This is a genomic window from Streptomyces sp. A5-4, from assembly GCF_051131715.1.
In the GTDB taxonomy this organism is placed as follows: domain Bacteria; phylum Actinomycetota; class Actinomycetes; order Streptomycetales; family Streptomycetaceae; genus Streptomyces.
The window spans coordinates 6,793,289-6,817,077 of sequence record NZ_CP178591.1 but is presented as its reverse complement, the minus strand read 5'-3'; the positions used below and the strand labels follow the sequence as shown (position 1 = coordinate 6,817,077).

General features: G+C 70.8%; 18 protein-coding genes. 7 read left to right on the top strand and 11 right to left on the bottom strand.

The window, feature by feature from the left end; all coding sequences use genetic code 11:
* Nucleotides 1-80 precede the first annotated feature (80 nt).
* Nucleotides 81-2,201, bottom strand: a complete 2,121-nt coding sequence (locus ACLLJJ_RS31905; protein ID WP_434597554.1) for a DNA gyrase/topoisomerase IV subunit B — start codon at nt 2,199-2,201, stop codon at nt 81-83.
* Nucleotides 2,202-2,633: 432 nt separating this feature from the next.
* On the opposite strand from ACLLJJ_RS31905, the gene ACLLJJ_RS31900 reads away from it, so the two are divergent.
* Nucleotides 2,634-2,864 carry a DUF7455 domain-containing protein gene (locus ACLLJJ_RS31900; RefSeq protein WP_434597552.1) on the top strand — a complete coding sequence of 77 codons (231 nt, stop codon included), beginning with the start codon at nt 2,634-2,636 and terminating at the stop codon, nt 2,862-2,864.
* 104 nt (nt 2,865-2,968) lie between these two features.
* Here ACLLJJ_RS31900 and ACLLJJ_RS31895 read toward each other — a convergent pair whose 3' ends face one another.
* From ACLLJJ_RS31895 to ACLLJJ_RS31860, 8 genes are all read right to left on the bottom strand, one after another.
* On the bottom strand, nt 2,969-3,802 hold the full coding sequence (locus ACLLJJ_RS31895; RefSeq protein WP_434597550.1) for a serine protease: 834 nt from the start codon (nt 3,800-3,802) through the stop codon (nt 2,969-2,971).
* A 144-nt stretch (nt 3,803-3,946) separates the two neighbouring features.
* Nucleotides 3,947-5,524 carry an RNA polymerase sigma factor gene (locus tag ACLLJJ_RS31890; protein ID WP_434597548.1) on the bottom strand — a complete coding sequence of 526 codons (1,578 nt, stop codon included), beginning with the start codon at nt 5,522-5,524 and terminating at the stop codon, nt 3,947-3,949.
* A 362-nt stretch (nt 5,525-5,886) separates the two neighbouring features.
* Nucleotides 5,887-6,771, bottom strand: coding sequence for a FadR/GntR family transcriptional regulator (locus ACLLJJ_RS31885; RefSeq protein ID WP_434597546.1), 885 nt, complete (start codon nt 6,769-6,771; stop codon nt 5,887-5,889).
* Between the two features lie 160 nt (nt 6,772-6,931).
* Nucleotides 6,932-8,668 (bottom strand): ATP-binding cassette domain-containing protein, encoded by a 1,737-nt coding sequence (locus tag ACLLJJ_RS31880; protein WP_434597544.1) that lies wholly within the window; start codon nt 8,666-8,668, stop codon nt 6,932-6,934.
* A gap of 191 nt (nt 8,669-8,859) precedes the next feature.
* Complete coding sequence (locus ACLLJJ_RS31875) at nt 8,860-9,624, bottom strand: NUDIX hydrolase (protein ID WP_434597542.1); 765 nt, start codon at nt 9,622-9,624, stop codon at nt 8,860-8,862.
* 146 nt (nt 9,625-9,770) lie between these two features.
* Complete coding sequence (locus ACLLJJ_RS31870) at nt 9,771-11,786, bottom strand: glycogen debranching N-terminal domain-containing protein (RefSeq protein WP_434597540.1); 2,016 nt, start codon at nt 11,784-11,786, stop codon at nt 9,771-9,773.
* A gap of 105 nt (nt 11,787-11,891) precedes the next feature.
* Complete coding sequence (locus ACLLJJ_RS31865) at nt 11,892-13,235, bottom strand: DUF4192 domain-containing protein (RefSeq protein WP_434597538.1); 1,344 nt, start codon at nt 13,233-13,235, stop codon at nt 11,892-11,894.
* Between the two features lie 274 nt (nt 13,236-13,509).
* Nucleotides 13,510-14,556, bottom strand: a complete 1,047-nt coding sequence (locus ACLLJJ_RS31860; protein ID WP_434597536.1) for a fatty acid desaturase family protein — start codon at nt 14,554-14,556, stop codon at nt 13,510-13,512.
* Nucleotides 14,557-14,865: 309 nt separating this feature from the next.
* On the opposite strand from ACLLJJ_RS31860, the gene ACLLJJ_RS31855 reads away from it, so the two are divergent.
* From ACLLJJ_RS31855 to ACLLJJ_RS31840, 4 genes are all read left to right on the top strand, one after another.
* On the top strand, nt 14,866-15,036 hold the full coding sequence (locus ACLLJJ_RS31855) for a hypothetical protein (RefSeq protein ID WP_434597534.1): 171 nt from the start codon (nt 14,866-14,868) through the stop codon (nt 15,034-15,036).
* Entirely contained in the window at nt 15,033-17,327 is a 2,295-nt protein-coding gene (locus ACLLJJ_RS31850; protein WP_434597531.1) for a TOMM precursor leader peptide-binding protein, read from the top strand. The genes ACLLJJ_RS31855 and ACLLJJ_RS31850 overlap by 4 nt, the downstream gene beginning before the upstream one ends.
* Before the next feature lie 219 nt (nt 17,328-17,546).
* Nucleotides 17,547-18,680: a sensor histidine kinase gene (locus ACLLJJ_RS31845; RefSeq protein WP_434597529.1), complete on the top strand. Its 1,134-nt coding sequence runs from the start codon at nt 17,547-17,549 to the stop codon at nt 18,678-18,680.
* Nucleotides 18,681-18,702: 22 nt separating this feature from the next.
* A complete protein-coding gene (locus tag ACLLJJ_RS31840) occupies nt 18,703-19,314 on the top strand; it encodes a response regulator transcription factor (RefSeq protein ID WP_434597527.1) in 612 nt (203 codons plus the stop codon).
* A 34-nt stretch (nt 19,315-19,348) separates the two neighbouring features.
* On the opposite strand, the gene ACLLJJ_RS31835 is transcribed toward ACLLJJ_RS31840, so the two are convergent.
* Nucleotides 19,349-19,981: an NADH oxidase gene (locus ACLLJJ_RS31835; protein WP_434597525.1), complete on the bottom strand. Its 633-nt coding sequence runs from the start codon at nt 19,979-19,981 to the stop codon at nt 19,349-19,351.
* Between the two features lie 124 nt (nt 19,982-20,105).
* Nucleotides 20,106-20,591, bottom strand: a complete 486-nt coding sequence (locus ACLLJJ_RS31830; protein WP_434597523.1) for a phospholipase — start codon at nt 20,589-20,591, stop codon at nt 20,106-20,108.
* A gap of 169 nt (nt 20,592-20,760) precedes the next feature.
* On the opposite strand from ACLLJJ_RS31830, the gene ACLLJJ_RS31825 reads away from it, so the two are divergent.
* On the top strand, nt 20,761-22,935 hold the full coding sequence (locus tag ACLLJJ_RS31825) for a RecQ family ATP-dependent DNA helicase (protein ID WP_434597521.1): 2,175 nt from the start codon (nt 20,761-20,763) through the stop codon (nt 22,933-22,935).
* A gap of 217 nt (nt 22,936-23,152) precedes the next feature.
* Nucleotides 23,153-23,782, top strand: coding sequence for a hypothetical protein (locus tag ACLLJJ_RS31820; RefSeq protein ID WP_434597519.1), 630 nt, complete (start codon nt 23,153-23,155; stop codon nt 23,780-23,782).
* Nucleotides 23,783-23,789: the final 7 nt, after the last annotated feature.

Sequence of the window (23,789 nt, the reverse complement as noted above, 5' to 3'; positions counted from 1 at the left end):
TTCAATCCGATGTCTTCACTCCATTAGGTGACGGGGCAGGCATCGGGTCCCGGCGGGTCGAGCGCCGGGACCCGATGGGCTCAGGCGTCGATGCGCGAGCGGTCGAGCGTCGCCGCCGAGCTGGTGATGAACTCCTTGCGGGGCGCGACCTCGTTGCCCATCAGCAGATCGAAGACCTGCTCGGAGGAGTCGAGGTCCCCGATGTTGATCCGGCGCAGGGTGCGGTGGCGCGGGTCCATGGTGGTCTCGGCGAGCTGGTCGGCGTCCATCTCACCGAGTCCCTTGTAGCGCTGGATGGAGTCCTTGTAGCGCACGCCCTTGCGTGTGTACTCCAGGAGTGTCTGGCGCAGCTCGCTGTCCGAGTACGTGTAGACGTACTTGTCCTGGCCCTTCTTGGGCTGGACCAGCTCGATCCGGTGCAGCGGCGGTACGGCGGCGAAGACCCGGCCCGCCTGCACCATCGGCCGCATGTAGCGCTGGAAGAGCGTGAGCAGCAGGCAGCGGATGTGCGCGCCGTCCACATCGGCGTCCACGAGCAGGACGATCTTGCCGTACCGGGCGGCGTCGAGGTCGAAGGTCCGCCCTGACCCGGCTCCTATGACCTGGATGATCGCACCGCACTCGGCGTTCTTGAGCATGTCCGAGACCGAGGACTTCTGGACGTTGAGGATCTTGCCGCGGATCGGCAGCAGGGCCTGGAACTCGGAGTTCCTGGCGAGCTTGGCGGTACCGAGCGCGGAGTCGCCCTCAACGATGAAGAGCTCGCTGCGCTCCACGTCGTCGCTGCGGCAGTCGGCCAGCTTCGCGGGCAGCGACGAGGTCTCCAGCGCGGTCTTACGGCGCTGCGCGTCCTTGTGCTGGCGGGCCGCGATGCGGGTCCGCGCCGCGGCGACGACCTTCTCCATGACCGACCGTGACTGCTGCTTGTCGTCGCGCTTGGTCGAGGTCAGGAAGGTCTTGAGCTCCTTGGCGACGACAGCCGCGACGATCCGGGTGGCCGCCGACGTGCCGAGGACCTCCTTGGTCTGACCCTCGAACTGCGGCTCGGCGAGGCGGACCGTGACGACCGCGGTGAGGCCCTCCATGGCGTCGTCCTTGACGACGTCGTCCTCGGCGACGCGCAGCAGCTTGGCGGAGCGCAGCGTCTCGTTGACGGTCTTGGTCAGGGACCGCTCGAAGCCGGAGATGTGGGTGCCGCCCTTAGGGGTGGCGATGATGTTGACGAAGGACCTGACGGTGGTGTCGTAGCCCGTGCCCCAGCGCAGCGCGATGTCCACGCCCAGCTCGCGGGTGACCTCGGTGGCGGTCATGTGGCCGCGGTCGTCGAGGACCGGCACGGTCTCCTTGAAGATGCCCGTCCCGGTCAGCCGCTGCACGTCGCAGACGGCCTTGTCCTGCGCGAGGTACTCGCAGAACTCGCTGATGCCGCCGTCGAAGCGGAAGGTCTCCTCGCTCTTGCCCTCGCCGTCCAGGGCGCGCTCGTCGCGTACGACGAGGGTCAGGCCGGGCACCAGGAAGGCCGTCTGGCGGGCCCGCTGGTGGAGCGTTTCCAGGTTGAGCTTGGCGTCCTTGAGGAAGATCTGCCGGTCGGCCCAGTAGCGCACCCGGGTGCCGGTGCGGTTCTTGGGAATCTTCTTGCCCCTGAGGGGCCCGTTGGCCGGGTCGAAGGGGGCGCCTGGACCGGACTCGGTGAAGATGCCCGGGACACCGCGCCGGAAGCTGATGGTGTGCGTCGCGCTGCTGCGGTCGACCTCGACGTCGAGACGGGCGGAGAGGGCGTTGACGACGGAGGCGCCCACGCCGTGCAGGCCGCCGGAGGCCGCGTACGAGCCGCCGCCGAATTTGCCGCCGGCGTGCAGCTTGGTCATGACGACCTCGACCCCGGCCAGGCCCGTCTTGGGCTCGATGTCGACCGGAATGCCGCGGCCGTTGTCCCTGACCTCCACGGAGTCGTCGTCGTGGAGGATGACCTCGATGTGGTCGCAGTAGCCGCCCAGGGCCTCGTCGACGGAGTTGTCGATGATCTCCCAGAGGCAGTGCAGCAGGCCGCGGCTGTCGGTGGACCCGATGTACATGCCGGGGCGCTTACGGACCGCCTCTAGCCCCTCGAGTACGAGAAGGTGCCGCGCGGTGTAGTTGGAGCCGTCTCGGTCTGCACCGGTCAGTAGCGCAGTGGACGGCACGGACGTATCGGCGGTCACGCGGTTCGCTCCTCGCTGAATTTGAAATGGGCCCCGATGGGGTACGGGTCCGGCGTCGGTCACCGGTCAGAGGGTACCGAGGCCTGGTAGAGCCGGTGCAACGCCACCCTCAGGAAAAACTCATGCTAGTCCAGAGTCGTATGCATGTTCGATCCCTCAAAGGGGTGACGCACACATCACGTTCCCATCTACGCATGAACCATTTAGGCTCCGGGCACGTCCTCATCAACAACCGGCAAGCCAGCCGGGAGGTCAAACCCCAACAATCGACGCGAAACCGTAAAGCGACGCAATACGGCTCCTTCGCCGCTGACCGGCAACTGACAGCCACCTCGGAAGAACTTTCAAGGAAAAGCCACGAGCGGGAACGTTTTCGGCCTGGTTGGATGTTGACCCTGGTACGACAGCTCGTCGAGCTAGAGAAGAGGCGACGTGACTACTGTTCTGACCCCCGCGAGCCCCCTGACGGCCGCTGACCGATGCGACCGCTGCGGCGCCCAGGCCTACCTGCGCGTTGTCCTGGCCAGCGGCGGCGAACTGCTCTTCTGCGCCCACCACGGTCGCAAGTTCGAGCCGGAACTCAAGAAGATCGCCGCTGAAATACAGGACGAATCGGACCGGCTGACCGCCGCGCCCGCGTCCACAGAAGACGAGGAACACTGACGCCTCGCCACCACGACGAGCAACGGACCGGTCACTGAGCGTTCAAAGGACGGCCCCCTGAGTGTGCAGGGAAGGCCGTCCTTTGTCGTACGCTGCAAGCGTAATCAGCCCGTGGTGCCCCAGAGCTGGGGGCTCACGGCCGACATCCGTGTGTACACCCCGGGGTTCCGGGCCTGGCCACAGCCGCTCCCCCAGGACACCAGCCCGATCAGCCGTCCGCCGACGACCAGCGGTCCCCCGCTGTCCCCCTGGCACGCGTCGTGGCCCCCGGCCGGGTCCCCGGCGCACAGCATGGTGGCCGCCGTGTACCTGCCGTTCGTAAACCCCGGATAGGCCCGCTCGCAGGCCGCGTCCGGCAGCACGCCCACCGGCGCCGCCCGCAGCGCGTACGGATACGCGCCGCCCCCAGTCGTATCGCCCCAGCCGTAGACCGCGGCGAGCGTGCCGGACTCGTACGCCGTGTCCGTCTTCCCCGCGATCGCGATGGCGTCGTCCGCGGGCCGGGCACTGGACAGCGTCAGCACCGCGACGTCGCCCGAGTTCGTCGAGGCGTTGTACTCCGGATTGACCCGTACGGCGCTCACCGGGATCTCCTTGCCATCGGCCTCCCGCAGGTCGCTGCGCCCGGCGATCACCTTCAGGTCCGACATCCGGCCCAGAGGTACGCCGAGCACGTCCTGGCTCACGCAGTGCGCCGCCGTCACCACCTTGTCCGGCGCCACCAGCACTCCACCGCAGAACTGGCCCGCCCGGGTACCCCCGAACCGGTCACGGCTGGCCACCGCCACCACCCACGGGGTCTTCGAGATCTCTACCGGCTGACCGCCGATCACCACGCTGTCGGCAGCGGCGGGAGCGACCGAGACCTGCGGTGCCACGGTGGCCGCGGCCGTCAGCGCCACCACCCCCACCAGCGATCGGGCATAAGAGCGACACATACCGCCTCCTGACTCTCTGCTGTACCTGGCACACCCAGAGTCATCCGAACAGGGCCGGGCCGCACCCGCGCACACAAGAACCGGGGGCCCGGAGTCCCTCGTACGGGTCTCCGGGCCCCCGGCCCGAGGCGGTCGCGCGCTCTTCTAGTCGAGGTAGTCGCGCAGGACCTGCGAGCGCGACGGGTGGCGGAGCTTGGACATGGTCTTGGACTCGATCTGGCGGATGCGCTCGCGCGTCACCCCGTAGACCTTGCCGATCTCGTCCAGCGTCTTGGGCTGCCCGTCGGTAAGGCCGAATCGCATCGACACGACACCTGCCTCGCGCTCGGAGAGGGTGTCGAGGACCGAGTGCAGCTGCTCCTGCAGGAGCGTGAAGCTGACCGCGTCGGCCGGCACGACGGCTTCGGAGTCCTCGATGAGGTCACCGAACTCGCTGTCGCCGTCCTCGCCCAGGGGGGTGTGCAGGGAGATGGGCTCGCGGCCGTACTTCTGGACCTCGATGACCTTCTCGGGGGTCATGTCGAGCTCCTTGGCGAGCTCCTCCGGGGTGGGCTCGCGGCCCAGGTCCTGGAGCATCTGGCGCTGCACGCGCGCCAGCTTGTTGATGACCTCGACCATGTGCACCGGGATACGGATGGTGCGGGCCTGGTCGGCCATCGCGCGAGTGATCGCCTGCCGGATCCACCAGGTCGCGTACGTGGAAAACTTGTAGCCCTTGGTGTAGTCGAACTTCTCCACCGCGCGGATCAGACCGAGGTTGCCCTCCTGGATGAGGTCCAGGAAGAGCATGCCGCGGCCGGTGTAGCGCTTGGCCAGCGAGACCACCAGACGGAGGTTGGCCTCCAGGAGGTGGTTCTTCGCGCGGCCACCGTCCAGGGCGATGATCTCCAGCTCGCGCTTGAGCTTGGGCGCCAGCTTGTCGCTGTTGGCCAGCTTGTCCTCGGCGAACAGGCCCGCCTCGATGCGCTTGGCGAGCTCCACCTCCTGCTCGGCGTTGAGGAGGGGGACCTTGCCGATCTGCTTGAGGTAGTCCTTGACGGGGTCGGCGGTGGCGCCCGCGACGGCGACCTGCTGCGCGGGTGCGTCGTCCTCGTCCTCGTCGGACAGGACGAAGCCCTTGGCCTCTCCGCCCTCTTCCTCCTCCTCGGCACCTGCCTTGGCGGGGGTGGTCTCCTCTGCGCCGTCGTCGCCGTCCGCGTCGTCGTCGCCCTTGCCCGCCGTCTTCTTCGCCGCCGTCTTCCTGACCGCGGTCTTCTTCGCGGCGGTCTTCTTCGACACCATCTTCTTTGCGGCCGCCTTCTTCGCCGGTGCGGGCGCCACGGCCTCGCCGGCCCCGACCTCGCCCGTCTCGTCGGCCACCGCGTCCACCATCTCCGCGGCCGGAAGCGCCGCGGCCGATACCGTCTTCGCGGAGGGCGCCTTGGCCGCGACGGACTGGGTCGCGGTGCGCTTGACCGGGCTCTTCGCCGCCACGCTCTTACGAGGGGGCTTCGGCGGCTCCGCGGCGGTGACCATCAGCGTCACACCCTCTTCCTCGAGGATCTGGTTGAGGCTGCGCAAAACGTTCTTCCACTGGACCGGCGGGATCCGGTCGGCCAAGAAGGCCTGACGCACGTCGTCGCCGGCGATCTGCCCATCAGCCTTTCCCCGCTCGATGAGCGCCATCACAGATTCGGACCCGGCGATCTCCGACGGGAGGGTACGGGATGTGCTGGCCGACACGAACAACCTCTCGGAACGATGGAAACGGCTTCCGGCTTCGCCCCGGGTACGGGCCACCGCCGACGACCGTCGGCTGCGGATGTACCGACGGCGCGGGTTGAACCTCGGACTTTTCACAGCGCCGGGAACGACGGCTGTATTCCTCCTCGGCTGCCACCTCTTAGGTCATCGCACAGTTCCGGGGAGTGTTACGCCCAATCTTCGTGGCCCGAGTCACACCCCTTGCGCCGCAAGGCGGAACCGTGGGGATTTCACTCCGCGCCACCCCCACAGTCGTGTCGCCGGACCCGACGGGATCCGGCGACACGGGGTTGATCGGCGCGGCAGGGCCGCAAGGCAGCCACCCTGGCTGCGGGCCGTTGTCAGTGCTCGCGCGGCGCGGGGACCACGCGGTCCACCTCCGGGTGAACGGTGAGCAGTTGACGCATCGCGGTCTCGGCGGCCACGGCGTCGCCCGCCGCGATGGCGTCGATGATGCGGGAGTGGTGCACGAGCGCGCCCTCGGTGGGACGGTCACACCCGGTCACGGGGCCGCCGGACACCTGAAGGGCGGCGGAGACAATGCCGGAGAGGTGCTCCAGCATCCGGTTGCCCGCGAGCTGGATGAGTAGGGAGTGGAATTCGGCGTCCGCCCGCGAGAACGTGAGGGTGTCACCCTGAGCGAGGGCATGGCCCATGATCTCCACCATGTCACGGAGACGCTGCTGGACGTCCTCGCGGCCGTGACCGGCGGCGAGACGCGCGGCGAGCGGCTCGATCGTCCAGCGGAGCTCGCTCAGTTCGCGACGCTGGTCGTCGCGCTGCGGACCGAAGGCCCGCCATTCGATGATGTCGGGGTCGAGCAGGTTCCAGTCGCAGACCGGGCGGACCCGGGTGCCGACGTTGGGGCGGGCGCTGACCAGGCCCTTGGCCTCAAGGACGCGCAGGGACTCGCGTACGACGGTACGGGAGACCTCGAAGCGCTGGCCGATCTCCTCGGGCACGAGGGGGCGGTCGGCGCCGAGGTCGCCGGATACGATCATCTGTCCGAGCTGCTGGACGAGTTGGCCGTGGAGTCCACGGCCGCGGCTGCCCGCGGAACGGCGGCCGGCCCGGCCCAGGTCCGAGTCGCCGCCCCAGGAGGGCAGGCCCACGCGGTCGGCGCCGGGCGCCTGCGGGTAGGAATATCGGTCGAGTTCACCCGGGGCCGCGAGGCCGGACTCGGCGGTGCGGGCGGCGGTCATCATGGTGTGCGCAAGGGTACTCACGGAACCTTTGTCGGCGTGACTCCCGCGACCCTTGAGGTCTTTGGTGAAAAGCACACGAAAGGGTGATCGCCGCACCCCTCACAATTGACGCCTTATCGGAAAGAAATGGGTGTTCTCCAGGGAGTTACGGGCGATGCGGCACCCATCGATTGGCAGCCGGTCACCAACGAACTCTGCGACGGAGGCCCGTGAACAGATATGCGCAGAGCAGGGCACAGAGTGACAACGCCAACGCCGCACCGACCGGTTGAGCCATGAGTCGCATGGTCGCCACCAGCCATCGGTCGAGTTCGTACGGCCATTCCAGCCACACCAGTTCGCGCAGCCTGCCCGGCAGCCCGGCGACCGAACGCGCGGACGGGCCCACGACCAGCTTCTGCACGGCGGGAGCGACGACGACCGGGACTGCGAGCACCGCGGCCACTCCCGCGGCCGTGGCGCGGAAGACCCCGGCGCCCAGCAAACCGGCCCAGGCGCAGCCCACCGCGAGACCGCCCCAACTGGCCACCAGCGAGGGCCACTTTTCCGGGACCCGCAGCAAGTCGCTCCCGTACAGGAGATGGAGGGCCTCGGCGTCGGCCACCGCGACCAGGAGCGCCAGGAGCAGCGCGGTGGCGGCGGAGACGGCCAGTTTGGCCAGGAGCAGGCCGAGGCGACGAGGAACCGTGCCACGGGCCGACGCGAGGGCCGGGTAGCGGAACTCGTCGCCGAAGGCGAGGGCGCCGAGCAGGCCGGCGCCGAACGCGGCGGGCGGCAGCGGCAGGATGTCCGGCCAGGCGGCGAGCATGCTCGGCAGCGGGGTGCCCACTGTGCGTGCGAGCAGCACGGAGAGGGTGGCCGAGACAGCGAGCACGGCCGCCACGATCAGGAAGGTCGTCCTGGTGCCCAGGAGGCGACGCAGTTCGTAGCGCACGGGGCGTAGGGGGCTGCGGGCCGGGTGGAGGCGCGACAGGGGCGGCCCGGGAGCTGTGGCGGGCATCCGCGCGCCGGCGGGGGCGCGGGGCGGTTTCACGTCGGGGGGCCGGCCGGTGTCGCCGATCTCGTCGGCGAGCTGATGGACCAGGATGCCGTGCCGGAAGGCGGTCTCGCCGATCCGCGCGCAGTCGCTGCCGTAGACGGAGAGGTGGTTGCCGTCCTCGGCGACCACCTCGACGGAGCGCTGGGCGGCGCGGGCCTCCTTGCTGACGAGGGCGCCTAGGCGGGCCGCGTGCGGTGTTCGCACGGCGACCCGGGGGCGCAGGCGGGTGCGGGCGAACTCGGCCGCCTCCTGGTCCGCCACGAGCCGGCCGCCCTCGATGGTGACCACCCGGTCGGCGGTACGGGCGGCCTCCTTGGCATCGCTCGTGGTGTAGAGCACGGTGCCGCCTTGGGCCGCGTGGCCGCGCAGCAGGCCGTGCAGCCAACTGTTCTCGCGCGGGGACAGACCTTCGGCGGGCTCGTCGAGCAGCAGCGTGTGGGGGTCTCCCAGCAGGGCCGAGGCGAGGCCGAGCCGGCGGTCCATGCCGAGCGAGAACATGCCGAGGCGCTGGTCACCGAGACCGGCCAGGCCGACCAGTTCGAGCATGTCGTCGGCGCGGGCGGCGGGCACTCCGGCTGCGGCGCAGAGCATCCGGAGTTGGCCGCGTGCGGTGCGCGCCGGGTGGCCCGGGACATCCCCGAGCAGCACCCCGACCTCGCGGGCGGGGTGGGCGACCTGGTGCAGGGGCCGGCCGCGCAGATAGGTGACGCCACGGCCGGGTTCGAGTTCGAGCATCAGCCGCAGCGCCGTGGTCTTGCCGGAGCCAGCGGCTCCGAGGAGGGCCGTGACCTGGCCCGATCCGGCCTCGAAGGTCAGATCGTCCACGGCCGGGGGGGCTTGTCGGCGGGGGAAACTGGTGAGTCCGATGGCCTGGAGCATCGCTTCTCCCGCGGTAGGTGAGACCGCTCGGCGGCAGGGCACGTACCGCAGCAAGATAACGCGATATATCCGACTTGTGGTGGATCATAGAAACCACGGGTGTCAGACGTCGCCCACACCGGTGGCCGCATCATCGTCATCGCCGTCACCACCGTCATCGCCAATGGCCATGTCCGGGATCGCGGGTCCGATCAAACCTCGGGGCGCAGCATCGGCGGATTGAGCAGTGGCGCGCCACCGGCTCTGAACAACTGCGCGGGCCGCCCGCCCTGCCGGGTCGTGGTCCCGCCCGACGGGACGAGGAATCCGGGGGTGCCGGTGACCTTGCGGTGGAAGTTCCGGGGGTCGAGGACGACGCCCCACACGGCCTCGTACACCCGGCGCAGCTCGCCGACGGTGAACTCCGGCGGGCAGAACGCGGTGGCGAGCGAGGAGTACTCGATCTTGGACCTGGCGCGTTCCACACCGTCCGCGAGGATCTGCGCGTGGTCGAAGGCGAGAGGGGCGGGCTGTTCGTCCTCGCGGTCGAATCCGCCGTCCTTGCTGAGCAGGGCGTCGACCGGGGCCCAGCGGGCGCTGTTCGCGTCGCCGCCCGCCCGGGGCGCGGGGAGGTCGGGGGCGAGTGCCAGATGAGCCACGCTGACCACCCGCATGCGGGGGTCGCGCCCGGGGTCTCCGTACGTGCCGAGCTGTTCGAGGTGCGCCCCGTTCCCGATGGAGGGCGTCCCCGGCTCATGCGCGCACAGCCCGGTCTCCTCGACGAGCTCGCGGGCCGCCGCCACCCCGAGCCCCTCGTCCACCCGGACGAATCCACCGGGCAGCGCCCACCGGCCCTGGTACGGCTGCTCGCCGCGGCGTACGACCAGTGCGCAGAGCGCGTGCCGGCGGACGGTGAGCACGACCAGGTCCACTGTGACGGCGAAGGGAGGAAAGGCCGACGGGTCGTAGGGCGACATGCCGCGATCATAGTCGTCTGCCTGACGATAAACAGTCCCTCTGCCAGGTGCGCGGCCGACGGTGGCCCTGCCCTCCGGATGTGCGTCGGACTGCCTGGCGGAAAGCCTGCCGGAGTGGCTGTCGGAGTGGCTGTCGGGCCTCATCTTCAGACTCCCAGTTGAAGGTTGGCGGCGGCTTCCTCGACCATGCCGAGACCCAGCCTGCTGATCCGTACGGCGAAGGGCTCCCCGGCGACGCGCAGCCCGGCGAGCCGGACGGCGCCGAGCGGGGCACAGCGCATCGGGGACAGCGCGACGGTGCCCGCGGGGGCGTCGGGGCGGATGCCTGCGAGCGTGGTGATCAGATGGATCCCGGCGGCGGCAGCCACCGCCGCCGGCCGGCAGGCGGCGGGGTGCGGCACCGGCGCGCTGCCCCCGGTGCGCTGCTCACCCCCGTACATCTCGGGCAGCCGGTGGCCAAAGGATTCCGCGGCGTCCAGGACGCCCCGCAGCAACGAGGTCGCCTCCTTCTCGTATCCGGCCGCGGCCAGCCCCGCCACGGCGACGGCCGTCTCGTGGACGCGAACCGATCCGCCTCGGTGACCGAACGGATTGTGCCCGGGCTCCTTGACTCCGAGGCTGCGCAGCCCCCACCCCGAGTCCAGCGCGGGGCTGCCCAGCAGCCTCGCCAGCTGCTCGGTCCGCACCCTGTCCAGCAGCCCGGGTGCGAGCTGCCCGGCGCCCAGCAGGCCGGTGTCCAGGAGATGCGCGGCCCCGGCCCCGAGGTGCGGCACGAACCGGCCGTCGGCGGTGCGGGCGGCTGCCGGACGGCCGCCCGCGCGATCGTCGAGCCAGAAGTCCCGCCGGAAGCTGCGGCGCAGCGCACCGGCCCACTCGCGCCACCCTTCGGCCCCCTCCCGGCCGCACCCCGCCAGCAGGTCGGCGCCGAGAAGCGCGGCGCGGTGGGCGTGCGCCTGTGTCTCACCGCGCCGCAGCCCCGCGGAGCCCCGGTCCCGCAGAATCCCGTCGTCCCCGGCGGCGCCGCGCAGCCAGTGCAGACAACGCTCGGCCACCGGCAGCAGCTCCACCAGGTCCTGCTCGGCCATCCCCCAGCGCCGCGCCTCCGCGAGCACCACGGGAAAGGCGAGGGTCGCCTCGACGCCGGTGCAGCTCGGCGGGAGATGGCGGCCCGCGTCCCTGAAGGGGCCCGGGATGCGCCCGCGGTCGGGCCCCGCTCCCATGAGCTGGGTACGGGCGAGGGTCCGCAGCGTGGTCACGGCGAGCCGGGTGCCGAGCGGCAGCGTCATCCGCGCCGCCCACAGCGCCTCGGCGGGCGCGAGCCCACAGCGCCAGGGCACCCCTGCCGCCGGATACACGTCGGCGGGGTGGTCCGGGTCGCGCACCAGCAGTGCCCGCAGATCGTCGAGGCCGGTGCGCAGCAGCTCGCGCACCCGGGGGTCGTCCCCTTCCGCCGTCGCCGCGGAGAGCGGCCCCGCCCCGGCCTTCGACGGCGGCCGTACGACGCGGTCGGTCCGGACGAGGAGCTCGATGGTGCGCGAGGCCCCCGGCAGCAGCTCCAGCTCCCAGCGCAGCAGCCCGGCGGAGGCCAGGGCATCCTCGGGCGGCGGGTCGGCGACGACCTGGCAATGGGCTCCGGGCACCGACCAGCGCAGCCCCGAGCCATGGACGCCGGCGGGCAGTTCGGGCCCGGCGCGGCCCGCCGCGACGGCGCCCAGGTCGGCGAGGTCCGTACCGAGGGCGATCTCCACACGCAACCGCAGGGGGCGCCCCGCCGAGCTGCGCAGGGTGATCCGCTCGGTGCCGTCGGCGTGCCGGAGGCGCTCCACCCCGATGTCGGGGTCCGGCCCCACACAGGCAGGCGTACGCACCACGGCCAGGAACCGGGCTCGGTCGGACGAGAGCAACCTGCCCTGCAGGGCGACCGGATCGCGGCCGGCCACCCGCAGCTCGCACCGGGAGAGGAGCCTGCGGCCCGATTGGTAAAAGCCTTCGAGTCCCCGGCCCGTGAGCTGTCCGTGCTCCGCCGAGATGGCAAGTCCCGGCAGGTCGGCGCAGATCAGCAGGGCATGGACAGAGGGCAGCTCGCCGGGCGGCAGCGCTGCTGGGTCTCTGCCTGGAAGGGGCCTTCGGCCGCCGGCAGGGGGCGGGACCAGGACGGCCATACGGTGCCTCCTCTGTGCTCGGGACGGCCGCGCCGGCCAGGGCGGCGCGGGGTGGTGGCACGACCACACCGGTGAACGTCCGCACGGGCGACCGGGTCACGGCTGTCATCGACCGCTCCTGCTCCCCCGCCGCCCGTCGCGTCGGCGCACCCGGCCACGCGCGCCGACCGCACCGGGGCGTGCCTTCAGGACGTTCACCCCGGCCCGGTCTCCCCTGGAGCGCCGCGCGGCGGCCCGGCCACCCCCCGGTGACACGGGGTGGCGTTGCCCCGGCCGCTCGCGCGGCGCCCGGGGCCCGGTCGTCCCGTGAGCCGCCTGCTCCTGGCGCAGGCAGCGGCGCAGCGCCTCCGGGTCGATGCCCTCGTTGCAGGCCTGGTGCAGGAGTTGAGCGAAGTGGTAGTCGGGGTCGGCCTGCAGGGCCAGCCCGAGCGCGACCCTCGCGCCGGGCTCGTCGCCGGTCGACCAGGCGACCCAGCCGGCGAGGGTGAGCGGTGCGGCGGCATGGGTCTCGTACGGGCCGACGCAGCGGCGGGCGAGCGCCCGCCAGAGCCGCAGCGCCGGCTGCGCGTACGGGCCCTCCATCCATTGGGCCGCCAGGTCCCTGGTCTCCCGGTCCTGGAGCCCCACGATGAGCGCGGCAGCCTCGTCCGGGGCGATGAGGGCGTCGTCCCCGGCGTCCGTGCCGGGCCGCTCCTCCGGCGGCGGCCCGCTCTCCCTCAGCCGCTCCATGAGCATCCGGGCCAGGTCCAGGGTCTCGGCCGCGACCTGCTCGCGCTCGTCCCCGTTCAGAATCCGGGGCACCAGGGTGAGCCCGGCCACGTCCAGGGCCCGCACCTGCTCCCCGTCCTCAGGGCCCGGCCGGGCCATCAGCCGCGTCTCCATCTCCCGCAGTGATCCGCGCACTTGGATGCCTGCGTAGGCGGCGGCCGCCGCCATGACCGAGGTGCCGGGCAGGGCCAGCACGCTGCCCCCGGGCGGGCAGCACCGGGCGTCGGGGCAGCAGTAGGACCAGTACCTGCCGTCGGAGATGCACAGCGCTTCGAGCACGGGGACGTCGAGCGCGCCGCAGGCGGTGCGCAGCCGCTGTGCGAAGGGGCGCAGCAGCTCCATGGTCTGCTGTCCCGACTTCCCCGCCGCCGGGTCCTGGCAGAGGAAGATGACGATGCCGTCGGGCCGGGCGCCACGCCGCTCGCTCCCGGTCACCAGGCAGTCGGCGAGCTGGTCCGCGACGGGCTGCCATTCCTTCGGCGAGCGCGGGATTCCGAGCCTCAGCCGCCCACCGAACCGGCCGCGGCGGCCGTGCAGCGCGACCATCACCACGCTGTCGGTCGGGTGGAAGCCCATCAGGTACGGCAGGGCGTCGGCGAGCTCCGCGGGGCCTCGGAGGGTGATCTGGTCGCCGATGGAAGAGTTCGCGGAAGGGCCGGTGGATTCCTGGTGCTTGTTCATGGCAAGACGTTCTCGCGGACAGCACTTGCTCCGCCAACCCTGTGGACAACTTTATCCACAGGCCGGTGGGGCTTATCGCACAATCCCCATCCGATCGGGGAGCCACAGCCACGGCAGGGCGAATTGGCCTGCCCGCGCACTATCCGTACGGAGAACCGATCAGGCCCGGCACCGCCCTCCGGATCTTTCCCGCGCGGGATGGTCACGCGCGGGAACGGGTGGCGGTGCCGGGCCTGTTGGAACCCCCGGATTCAGGGGTTCAGGCGCTCTGTGCTCAGTGCTTCTCGCGGATGGGCTCGCCCACCCGCCGCAGGTGCCCGAGCGCCTCGGCCTGGGAGGCGATCCAGCCGGTCTGGTGATAGGGCACGCCGATCTCCGCGCAGTAGGCCTCGGTGATGACCTGGGCGTGCTTGAGGGCCGGAGTCGGCATGTTGGGGAAGAGGTGGTGCTCGATCTGGTAGTTGAGGCCGCCCATGGCGATGTCCATGAAGGGGCTGCCCTTCACATTTCGCGAGGTGAGTACCTGGCGGCGCAGGAAGTCGAGCTGGTCCTCATCGGTAATCATCGCCATTCCCTTGTGGTTGGGAGCGAAGATGCATCCGAGGTAAATACCGAACAGCCCCTGGTGGACCGCGATGAAGGCAATTGCCTTGCCCGGGGAAAGAACGGTGAACAGTGCGCCGAAGTAAATGACGAAGTGTGCGACAAGCAGGGCGCCTTCGAGCCACGGGCGCTTCATCGTCGGGCTGCTCAGCGACTTGAAGCTGTTGAAGCTGAGGTTGAGACCCTCCAGCGTCAGCAGCGGGATGAAGAGATGGGCCTGGTGGCGCCCGATGAACCTGGGCAGCCCCTTCGCCGCTCGCGCCTGCCGCTTCGACCACACCAGGATGTCCGGGGCGACGTCCGGGTCCTTCTCCTCGTGGTTGGGGTTCACGTGGTGGCGGGTGTGCTTGTTCATCCACCACCCGTAGCTCATCCCCACGAAGACATTGGACGTGATCAGTCCGCCGATCTCGCTGGGACGACGCCGCGAAAACACCTGACGGTGCGCCAGATCATGGAAAACCAGGGCGAGCTGACCGAAAAGGACGGCCATCGCGGCCGCGAGGATCAGTTGGAGCCAGCTGTCCCCCAGGGCGAAGAACGCCACCCCGCCGGCCAGGCACGAGAGACCCACGATGCCGAACCGAACGCTGTAGTAGAGGGGGCGCCGGTCCAGGAGACCGTCCTGGGCAATCCTTCGGGACAGTTGAGCGAAATCGCTCCCTGTCGCCTTGGTGGCCGGCCCAACGGATGGCGTGATCGCCGCTTCGATCGTCATGACTCAAGTCTCGGTTTCGGACCGGGTCGCCAGAACCCCCTTACCCCCCCAATCCCCGGGGGGGCTAGCCCCCCCCCTCTGCGGCTCCCCCGCGCCACGGGATGTCGTGTATCTCCCGGTTGATCACCGGTCGTCGGTCGCGGGCACGCCCGGTGCACTCGGTCGAGCCACACCGAATGTCCCAGGAGCCCATGTGAAATCTTCACCCTCCGGTGGTGACACCGGCACTGTCTGTGTTCCGTCCCGCTTCGCAGAATCATCCCCGTAAGCAGAACTCGACAGGCAGACACAGAACGGGGATTGATCTTCATGAACAACGTCATCTCGTCCAGCAGCATGTGGCCCACCGAGTCGGCAGCCCCTGCCCACCCCGCGCTCACCCTGGTGATCGAGGACCTCGACGCGCTCAGCGAGCACGCCACCGCGCTCTTCACCGTCTGCACCCTCGGCACCCCGACCGCAGGGCTTCTCTCAGCATGACCGCCGCCGGGGGGCACGGGCACAACACGCTGGTGGGATTCAAGAGTCATCTGCGACCGACGGTCGTACCTGGTGAGGCGGCCTATCTGGTCTCGCCACGCGGCGTCACCGCACTGCACGGAGCGCACGCCGAGGTGCTGGTGCCGCTGCTCGACGGCAGCCGCAGTCCGGACGCGGTGATACGGGACGCCGCTTGGGCGCTCAGCGCCGACGAGACCCGCAGCGCGCTCACCGCGCTCGACCTCGCGGGGCTGCTGCGTCTGCGGCCCCCACTCCCCACCAGCCTGCCCCCCAGCAGGAACGATACGGCCGGCGAGGCGTACTGGGACCTCGCCGGCCTGGACGGCGGGCAGGCCGCCGCCGACCTCAGTGACGCGAGAGTACGAATCGTCGCCCTGACCGACATCGACCCGGAACGGCTGCGCACCGCCTGCCACGACTCGGGCATCACCGTCGCCGGGCCCGACGACAGCGCGGACTTCGCGCTCGTCCTGTGCGACGACTACCTGTCGCCACGGCTGCGGGAGATCGACAGACTCCACCGGGCCTCGCGCACACCCTGGCTGCTCGCCAGACTCGGCGGCGCCGATCCCTGGGTCGGCCCGGTGTTCCGCCCCGACGACGGACCGTGCTGGTCGTGCCTGGCCGTCCGGCTGCGCGGCCACCGAAGATCCGAATGGCCGATCCAGCGCCATCTGGGCCTGGACGGACCGCCGGAGCGACCGCACGCCGCACTGGCCGCCTGCGAGAACATCGCACTGCAACTGGCTGTACTGGAGAGCGCCAAGTGGCTCGCCGGGATGCGCCGACCCTCGCAGAGCGCGGTGCACACCCTGGACACGCTCCAACTGCGGGGCACCGCGCACCCGGTGAGCCGCCTGCCGCAGTGCACCTCGTGCGGCGACCCCGGTCTGGTGGCGCGCCGCGTGGCGGCGCCCTTCACCCCGAGGTCACAGCCGAAGGCCGCCGGTGACCGGGGCGGTCACCGTGCCCTCACCCCCGAGCAGATGCTCGACCGCTTCGGCCATCTCGTGGACCCGGTCACCGGGATCATCAAGGAGATACGCCGGGCGCCGCGCAGCCCGGCATTCGTCAACTCCTTCCTCTCCGGCCACAATCTCGCGATGGGGCCGCAGTCGCTGGCCGGACTGCGCGCCGGACTGCGCGCGCTCAGCGGCGGCAAGGGCCTCACCGAGACCGAGGCCCGCACCAGTGCGCTGTGCGAGGCGGTGGAGCGCTACAGCGGAACCCGCCACGGCGACGAGCCCGCCGTTCTCGACACCTTCCGCGCGCTGGGACCCGCGGCCGTCCATCCCAACGCCTGCCAGCTCTACGACGAGAGACAGCTGCGGGACCGCGACCGCTGGAACGCCCGCGGATCCAGGCTCCAGTACGTGCCGGAGCCCTTCGACGAGACCCGTCCGACGGAGTGGACGCCCGTGTGGTCACTCACCGCGGGGACCCAGCGGCTGCTGCCCACGTCGATGCTGTACTTCAACGAGGCCTGCTCGCCGGACGGCCTGTGGGCCGACTCCAACGGCAACGCGGCGGGGAGCAGCCCCGAGGACGCGGTGGTGCAGGGCTTCCTCGAAGTGGTCGAGCGGGACGCGGTCGCGCTGTGGTGGTACAACCGCACCCGGCAGCCCGCCGTAGATCTGGACGCGGCCGACGAGCCGTACATCGAGCTGCTGCGCGACGGCTACCGGAAGGTGGGGCGCGAGGTGTGGGTGCTCGACCTCACCTCGGACTTCGGGATTCCGGTGATGGCCGCGCTGTCGCGGCGCACCGACAAGCCGGCCGAGGACGTGATCTTCGGCTTCGGCGCCCACTTCGACCCGCGGCTCGCGCTGCGCAGGGCGCTGACCGAGATGGGGCAGTTGCTTCCGGCGGTGTGCGACGCGGCGCCGGACGGCACCGGATACCGCATCGAGGACCCTGACCCACTGAACTGGTGGCAGCGGGCGACCCTCTCCAACCAGCCCTGGCTGACCCCCGATCCGGCGGTCCGGCCGCGCACCGCCGCGGACTGGGCGTACGTTCCGCGCGGTGACCTGCTCGACGACGTCACGGCCATCACCGGTCTGGTGCGGGACCGCGGGATGGACCTGCTGGTGCTGGACCAGAGCAGACCGGATCTGGGACTGCCGGTGGTGAAGGTGATCGTGCCGGGGATGCGCCACTTCTGGTCGCGCTTCGCTCCTGGCAGGCTCTTCGATGTGCCGGTCGCGCTCGGCCGGTGCGCCGGGCCGACGGACTATGAACTACTGAATGCCGTACCCATGTTCGTATAATCAGCCATTCTCTGCACACCTTTCTCGTCCATCGCTTATGATCCGCGAAGGCGCGCAAACGGTGCGACAGAAGAGGCCGCGAAGACGATGCCACCCCACGAGCGAACCCAACAATTTCCTCTGTCGACCCCGAAGTTGCAGGACATCGACAAGGAAGAGGAACAGCGAATTCCGCCATCCGTGGCCGGGCGTGACATCCCGGCCCCCCGGTTGGCTCGTGTGATCCTTACCGCCGCACTACTGAGCTATCTGGCCATCACGACTCTCAACATCCTTGCGGCGAAGCTCGATCCGACCACACTCACGGCGGGCCTGCTGTGCCTGGCAGCCATCTTCACCATCCAGCTGCGGCATTCGCAGCCGGGCGCGAACAGGGCGCCGCTGTGGCAGCGATTGACCACCCTGGGCACCCAGGCGCTTCTCACGTATTTGCCCATCGTCGTGTTCCACGCGGAATGGGGCGCGATGGCAGGATTCCTCGCCGGATCACTGCTGTTGCTCCTGCCGTCCAAGGTGGCCTGGGTGGCGTACGGGGCGGTGGGGCTCTCCATGCTCGTGCCCCCCGCGCTCGACGGCCGCCCGGCGCTCGACAGCGTCTATCTGTGCCAGTCGACGCTGCTCACCGGCCTGGTCGTGTACGGACTGTCCAGGCTGGCCGACCTGGTGCGCATCCTGCACGAGACCCGTGATCAGCTCACCCGCATGGCCGTCACCAAGGAACGGCTGCGCTTCGCGAGGGACTTGCACGACCTGCTCGGTTACAGTCTGTCGGCGATCACGCTCAAGAGTGAGCTGATCCACCGGCTCGTCCCCACCCATCCGCAGCGCGCCATGGAAGAGGTCCACGACGTACTCGCCATATCTCGACAGTCGCTCGCCGATGTCCGGATGGTGGCCAGTGGTCTGCTCGACATGTCTCTGGAGGAGGAACTGACCTCGGCCCTTTCGCTACTGGGCACCGCCGGACTCGAAGTGCACGCCGACATACGGCTGGGGACGATGAACCAGCAGGTCGACACGGTGCTCGCGGCCGTTCTGCGCGAGGCGATCACCAATCTCCTGCGCCATTCCAAGGCCAGCCGCTGCGAGATCACGGCGGTCCGCGAAGACGGCCGGATCAGGCTTTCCGTGGCGAACGACGGAGTCGATCCCACTTATCGCGACCCGTCGCCGCACAGCGGCAGCGGCCTGGGGAACCTGTCGATGCGGCTGAACGCCGTTTCCGGTGAACTGACCACGACACGCGGACCCGACGGAACATTCCTGCTGCTGGCCAACGCGCCGGTGGCCCCGTCGAGACATCCGCCCGACACGGAGGACGATGTGCTGTCCTCACAGGAACCGGCTGCCTGAGCCGGGAAGGGGGGCTCGGTCAGTGGCGATTCGCCTACTGCTCGCCGAGGACATGAACATGGTGCGGGGTGCACTGGTGGCGCTGCTGAACTTGGAGGACGACCTCGAGATTGTCAGTGAGCTGGCACGCGGCGACGAGATCCTGAACGCCGCTCTGGAACACCGTCCCGACGTCGCGATCATCGACATCGACCTGCCGGGCCTCGACGGCCTGAGCGCCGCCGGCCAGTTGCGCGAGAGGCTGCCGCAGTGCCGGACGTTGATACTCACCAGCCTGGGCCGCCCCGGCACCCTGCGCCGGGCGTTGAGCGCGCAGGTGAACGGGTACCTGCTCAAGGACGCCCCGCCCAAGGAACTCGCCAACGCGGTGCGCCGGGTGGCCGCGGGGCAGCGGGTGATCGACCCGCAGCTGGCCCTCGCCGCCTGGGGCGGCACCGAGACGCCGCTCACCGAGCGGGAGACCGAGGTGCTGCGGCTGGCCGCGGAGGGCTCGGAGGCCGGTGAGATCGCCAGGCTGCTGCATTTGTCGCCCGGCACCGTACGAAACTACCTGACGACGATCGTGGCCAAGCTCAACGCCCGCAACCGGGTCGACGCGGTCCGGATCGCCCGGGACTCCGGCTGGCTGCTCTGAGCCTGCCGCGGGACGCCGGGGCCGCCTGGTCGACTCAGGGAACCCCGGCGTCCGCCGGGGCCGCCATGCCCGCCGCCGCCAGATAGTCGAGGACGTTCCTCGTCACGGCGTCCGGCAGCGGCAGCGCCGCCGACGCGTCGGCGGGGGTGATCGGCCAGGCCAGCATCGCGACCACCCAGACCGCCTCCGGCCGGTGCAGCACCACGCGGTAGGGCGAGTCCGAGGACTCCAGCGCGACCCCCTTCGCTCCCAGGGAGAACGACACCCCGGCGGGCAGCCGCACCCGGCGCCCGGCCGGCAGCCGCACCAGGGCGAAGGGCGCGGTCGGGGAGACCGGTGACACCGAGAGCAGCGGACCCCCGAGGTCGTCGAGGCCCAGCGTGCGTACGAGCAGATGGGACAGCCGGGTCAGCAGGGGCAGCAGGACAAGACAGGCTGCGGCCCGCCCCTGCGGCTCTCCCGGCGGCACTTCGATGTTGGCCGGCAGGACCGGGCCCAGCTGCATCCGGCGCAGCGCCTCGTGCACGACCGGGTTCGCGCTGTCGATCCGTTCGGTGCCCCAAGGGCCGGTCAGCAGCAGTTCGCCCTCGTGCTCGCCGGGTTCGAGTACGACGTCTTCGCACAGCGCCCAGAGGTGGACAGTGCGATTCCCGGCCGTGATCGGCACGGCGAGCCCCCCTTCGTCGGGGATGGATCTGTTGAGTATGTGACCGACCGCCGGGGCACGGACAGCCAGGCCATCACGACCCGGACATGAAGTTTTCATGTCCGGGTGCGCGAGTGACCTGGTGTCAGGCCGCGGCCGAGCCGTCCACCACGGCGGAGAAGCCGAGCTTGTCGACGGCCTGGTAGTAGGTCCAGGCCGTCGCGTCGCACGAGACGCGCTTGGCGCCCGAGTAGGCGGCGCACACCCGCTTCAGGTCGGCGTAGAAGGCGCTGTCGACGCGGGCCTTGTTGGCGCTGAAGGAGCCGGCCTGCTTGTAGTTGCGGTAGCCGAAGTCGTGGCGGGCGCACGAGGTCTGGAAGGGGAACCCGAAGGGGTTGTCGGGCGACGAGGAGCAGTAGTCGGTGGACCAGTCGAACCCGTAGGCGCTCCAGGAACCCTGGCTGGCGCGGGCCGAGGTCCAGGAGTTGTAGCTGGCGGCGCTGGTCTGGGTCCAGCCGCTGAGGACCTGGGGCTTGTCGGCCGGGGCCGCGCTCGCGGTGGCGGCGGGCAGGATCGCGGCGGGCAGGGCGAGAGCGAGGGCTGCCAGTGAGAGGGCTGAGAGTCTGCGCATGACGAAACCTCCGGGACGGGAGCGTGCGGTGCGCTCAGACTCCCGTCGCGAGGTCTGCCCGGACAGCCACTGGATCATGATCCTGTCGTGAACATTTCATACGAACGAGCGGCCCCGGCCGTAACCGCTCGTTCCCCGGTTGTCCGACCCGTCCTGTTGTATGGGGTACATGCAGCAGACGAACAACCCCGATCTCCGCGCGGCGGCCGACAAGGTACTCGCCCGGCTCGTCGGCGACCCCACCGGCGCAACCAGGCTTCGCGAGGACCAGTGGCGTGCCATCGAGGCACTCGTGGCCGACAAGCGCCGGGCCCTGGTCGTGCAGCGCACCGGTTGGGGCAAGTCCGCGGTGTACTTTGTCGCCACGTCCCTGCTGCGTGAGCGCGGCAGCGGCCCCACCGTGATCGTCTCGCCGCTCCTGGCGCTCATGCGCAACCAGGTCGAGGCCGCGGCGCGGGCCGGCATCCGCGCCCGGTCCATCAACTCCTCCAACACCGAGGAGTGGGACACCGTCCAGGCCGAGGTCGCCGCGGGCGAGGTGGACGTCCTGCTGGTCAGCCCCGAGCGGCTCAACAATCCCGACTTCCGGGACAATGTGCTGCCCAAGCTGTCCGCGGCCACCGGTCTGCTGGTGGTCGACGAGGCACACTGCATCTCCGACTGGGGCCACGATTTCCGCCCCGACTACCGCCGGCTGCGCACCATGCTGGCCGAGCTCCCGCCCGGCGTTCCGGTCCTGGCCACCACGGCCACCGCGAACTCCCGCGTGACGGCCGACGTCGCCGAGCAGCTCGGCACCGGCGTGGACACCGACGCCCTGGTGCTGCGCGGCCCGCTGGACCGGGAGAGCCTGAGCCTGGGCGTGCTGCAGCTGCCGGACGCCGCGCACCGGCTCGCCTGGCTGGCCGACCACCTCGACGAGCTGCCGGGGTCCGGGATCATCTACACCCTCACGGTCGCCGCCGCCGAGGAGGTCACGGCGTATCTGCGCCAGTGCGGCCACCCCGTCGCCTCCTACACCGGCCGGACCGAGAACGCGGAGCGGATGCAGGCCGAGGAGGATCTGCTCGCCAACCGGGTCAAGGCGCTGGTCGCCACCTCGGCGCTGGGCATGGGCTTCGACAAGCCGGACCTCGGCTTCGTGGTGCACCTGGGCTCGCCCTCGTCCCCGATCGCCTACTACCAGCAGGTGGGCCGCGCGGGCCGTGGAGTGGAGCACGCCGAGGTGCTGCTGCTGCCGGGCCGCGAGGACGAGGCGATCTGGAAGTACTTCGCCTCGGTCGCCTTCCCGCCCGAGGAGCAGGTGCGGCGCACGCTCGACACGCTGGCCCAGGCGGGCCGCCCGCTGTCACTGCCCGCGCTGGAGCCGCTCGTCGACCTGAGGCGTACACGCCTGGAGGCGATGCTCAAGGTCCTGGACGTGGACGGCGCGGTGCGCCGGGTGAAGGGCGGCTGGACCACCACCGGGCAGCCCTGGGTGTACGAGGCGGAGCGCTACGCGTGGGTGGCGCGCCAGCGGGCCACCGAGCAGCAGGCCATGCGGGACTACGCGACGACGAAGAACTGCCGGATGGAGTTCCTGCGGCTCCAGTTGGACGACGAGGAGGCGGCCCCCTGCGGTCGCTGCGACAACTGCGCGGGAGGCAGGTTCGCCGACGGGGTGTCCACCGGCGCCCTCGATGCGGCCCGTGGCGAGCTGGGCAGGCCGGGCGCGGAGGTGGAGCCCCGGAAGATGTGGCCGACGGGGCTCGCCGCGGTCGGGGTGAACCTCAAAGGCCGTATCGCCCAGGGGGATCTGGTCTCCTCGGGCCGCGCGCTGGGACGACTGTCGGACATCGGCTGGGGGAACCGGCTGCGCCCGATGCTGGGCGACCGGACGTCGCCCGACGGGCCGGTGCCCGACGATGTGGCGGACGCCGTGGTGAGTGTCCTGGCGGACTGGGCGAAGGGGCCGGGCGGATGGGCGTCCGGCGGGGCGGACGCCTCGGCGCGGCCGGTCGCCGTGGTCACGGTCGCCTCGCACACCAGGCCGGTGCTCATCGAGTCGCTGGGCCGCCGGATCGCCGAGGTCGGCCGGATGCCGCTGCTCGGTTCCGTCACCTACACGCAGGAGGCGGCCGGCGAGCGGATGTCGCAGACCAACAGCGCGCAGCGCGTACGGGCCCTCCACCAGGCGCTGACCGTGCCGCCCGACCTGGCCGCAGCCCTGACGGAGGCGGGTGGCCCGGTGCTGCTCGTCGACGACCTCTCGGACACCGGCTGGACCCTCGCGGTGGCGGGCAGGCTGCTGCGCCGGGCCGGAGCGCAGGGGGTGTATCCCTTGGTGCTCGCCATCCAGGCGTGACGTCAGGCGTTCCCGGGGGCCGGGCTGGGCAGGGATATCCACGTCATACCCATAGATTCCAGCCGACGGCGCCAATTGCTCGTTGCCGCATGCCCCATGGGGCAGCGAGAATTGGAAGCGCTCCCCGCACGCCCCTCCTGTGGACCGGAAGGGCCGTGCCGCGGCGCGCCCCAGCCGACCTTGCCCGCATTGTGGGCGCGTACGCGAAGGGAGGACCGTGGCCTTCGGATTCGCTCCGTCCGCTGCCTCGTTGAACCCCACGCCCGCCGACAGCGTCAATCGACTCGGCCGGACGCTCGAACCGGCCGAGTGGGGGGCTGCGGGAATCCCCCTGCTGCGCAATCCGCGTGAAGTCGTCAGCGGACTGCACGCCAGGCACCTGCCCGCGCCGGACACGGCCGTGGTGGCCGTCCTGGATTCCGAGGAGCGGCTCACGGCCAGCGCCTCGTTCGTCCGGCGCTCGGCCCCGGCCGACGGCTGGGAGTTCCGCAACGCCCTGCTTTCGCACCTGCGCAGGGTCGTGCCGCACGATTTGCGTCGCCGTACGCCGGTGCGGACAGCGGTGCTGCTCTACTGCCGCGAGGGCGACGAGCGCTGGACCCAGGAGGACGGCGCCTGGATGTGGGGCCTGCGCGACGCCTGCACGTTGCACGGACTGCGCTGCGGCGCCTACATCACGCTGACGGACGGCGGCTGGCAGGTGCTGGGCGAGGGCCGCGGGGGCCGCCGCCCGAGCACCGGATCACGCCCCGGCGGTCTGGCGGACGCCTCTTCCGAGGCCGACCTCTCCCCGTTGAGCACGGGTGGAGGAGCCGCGGACGCGTTGCGGCGGGCGGCCGCCCGCTGAGGAGTCG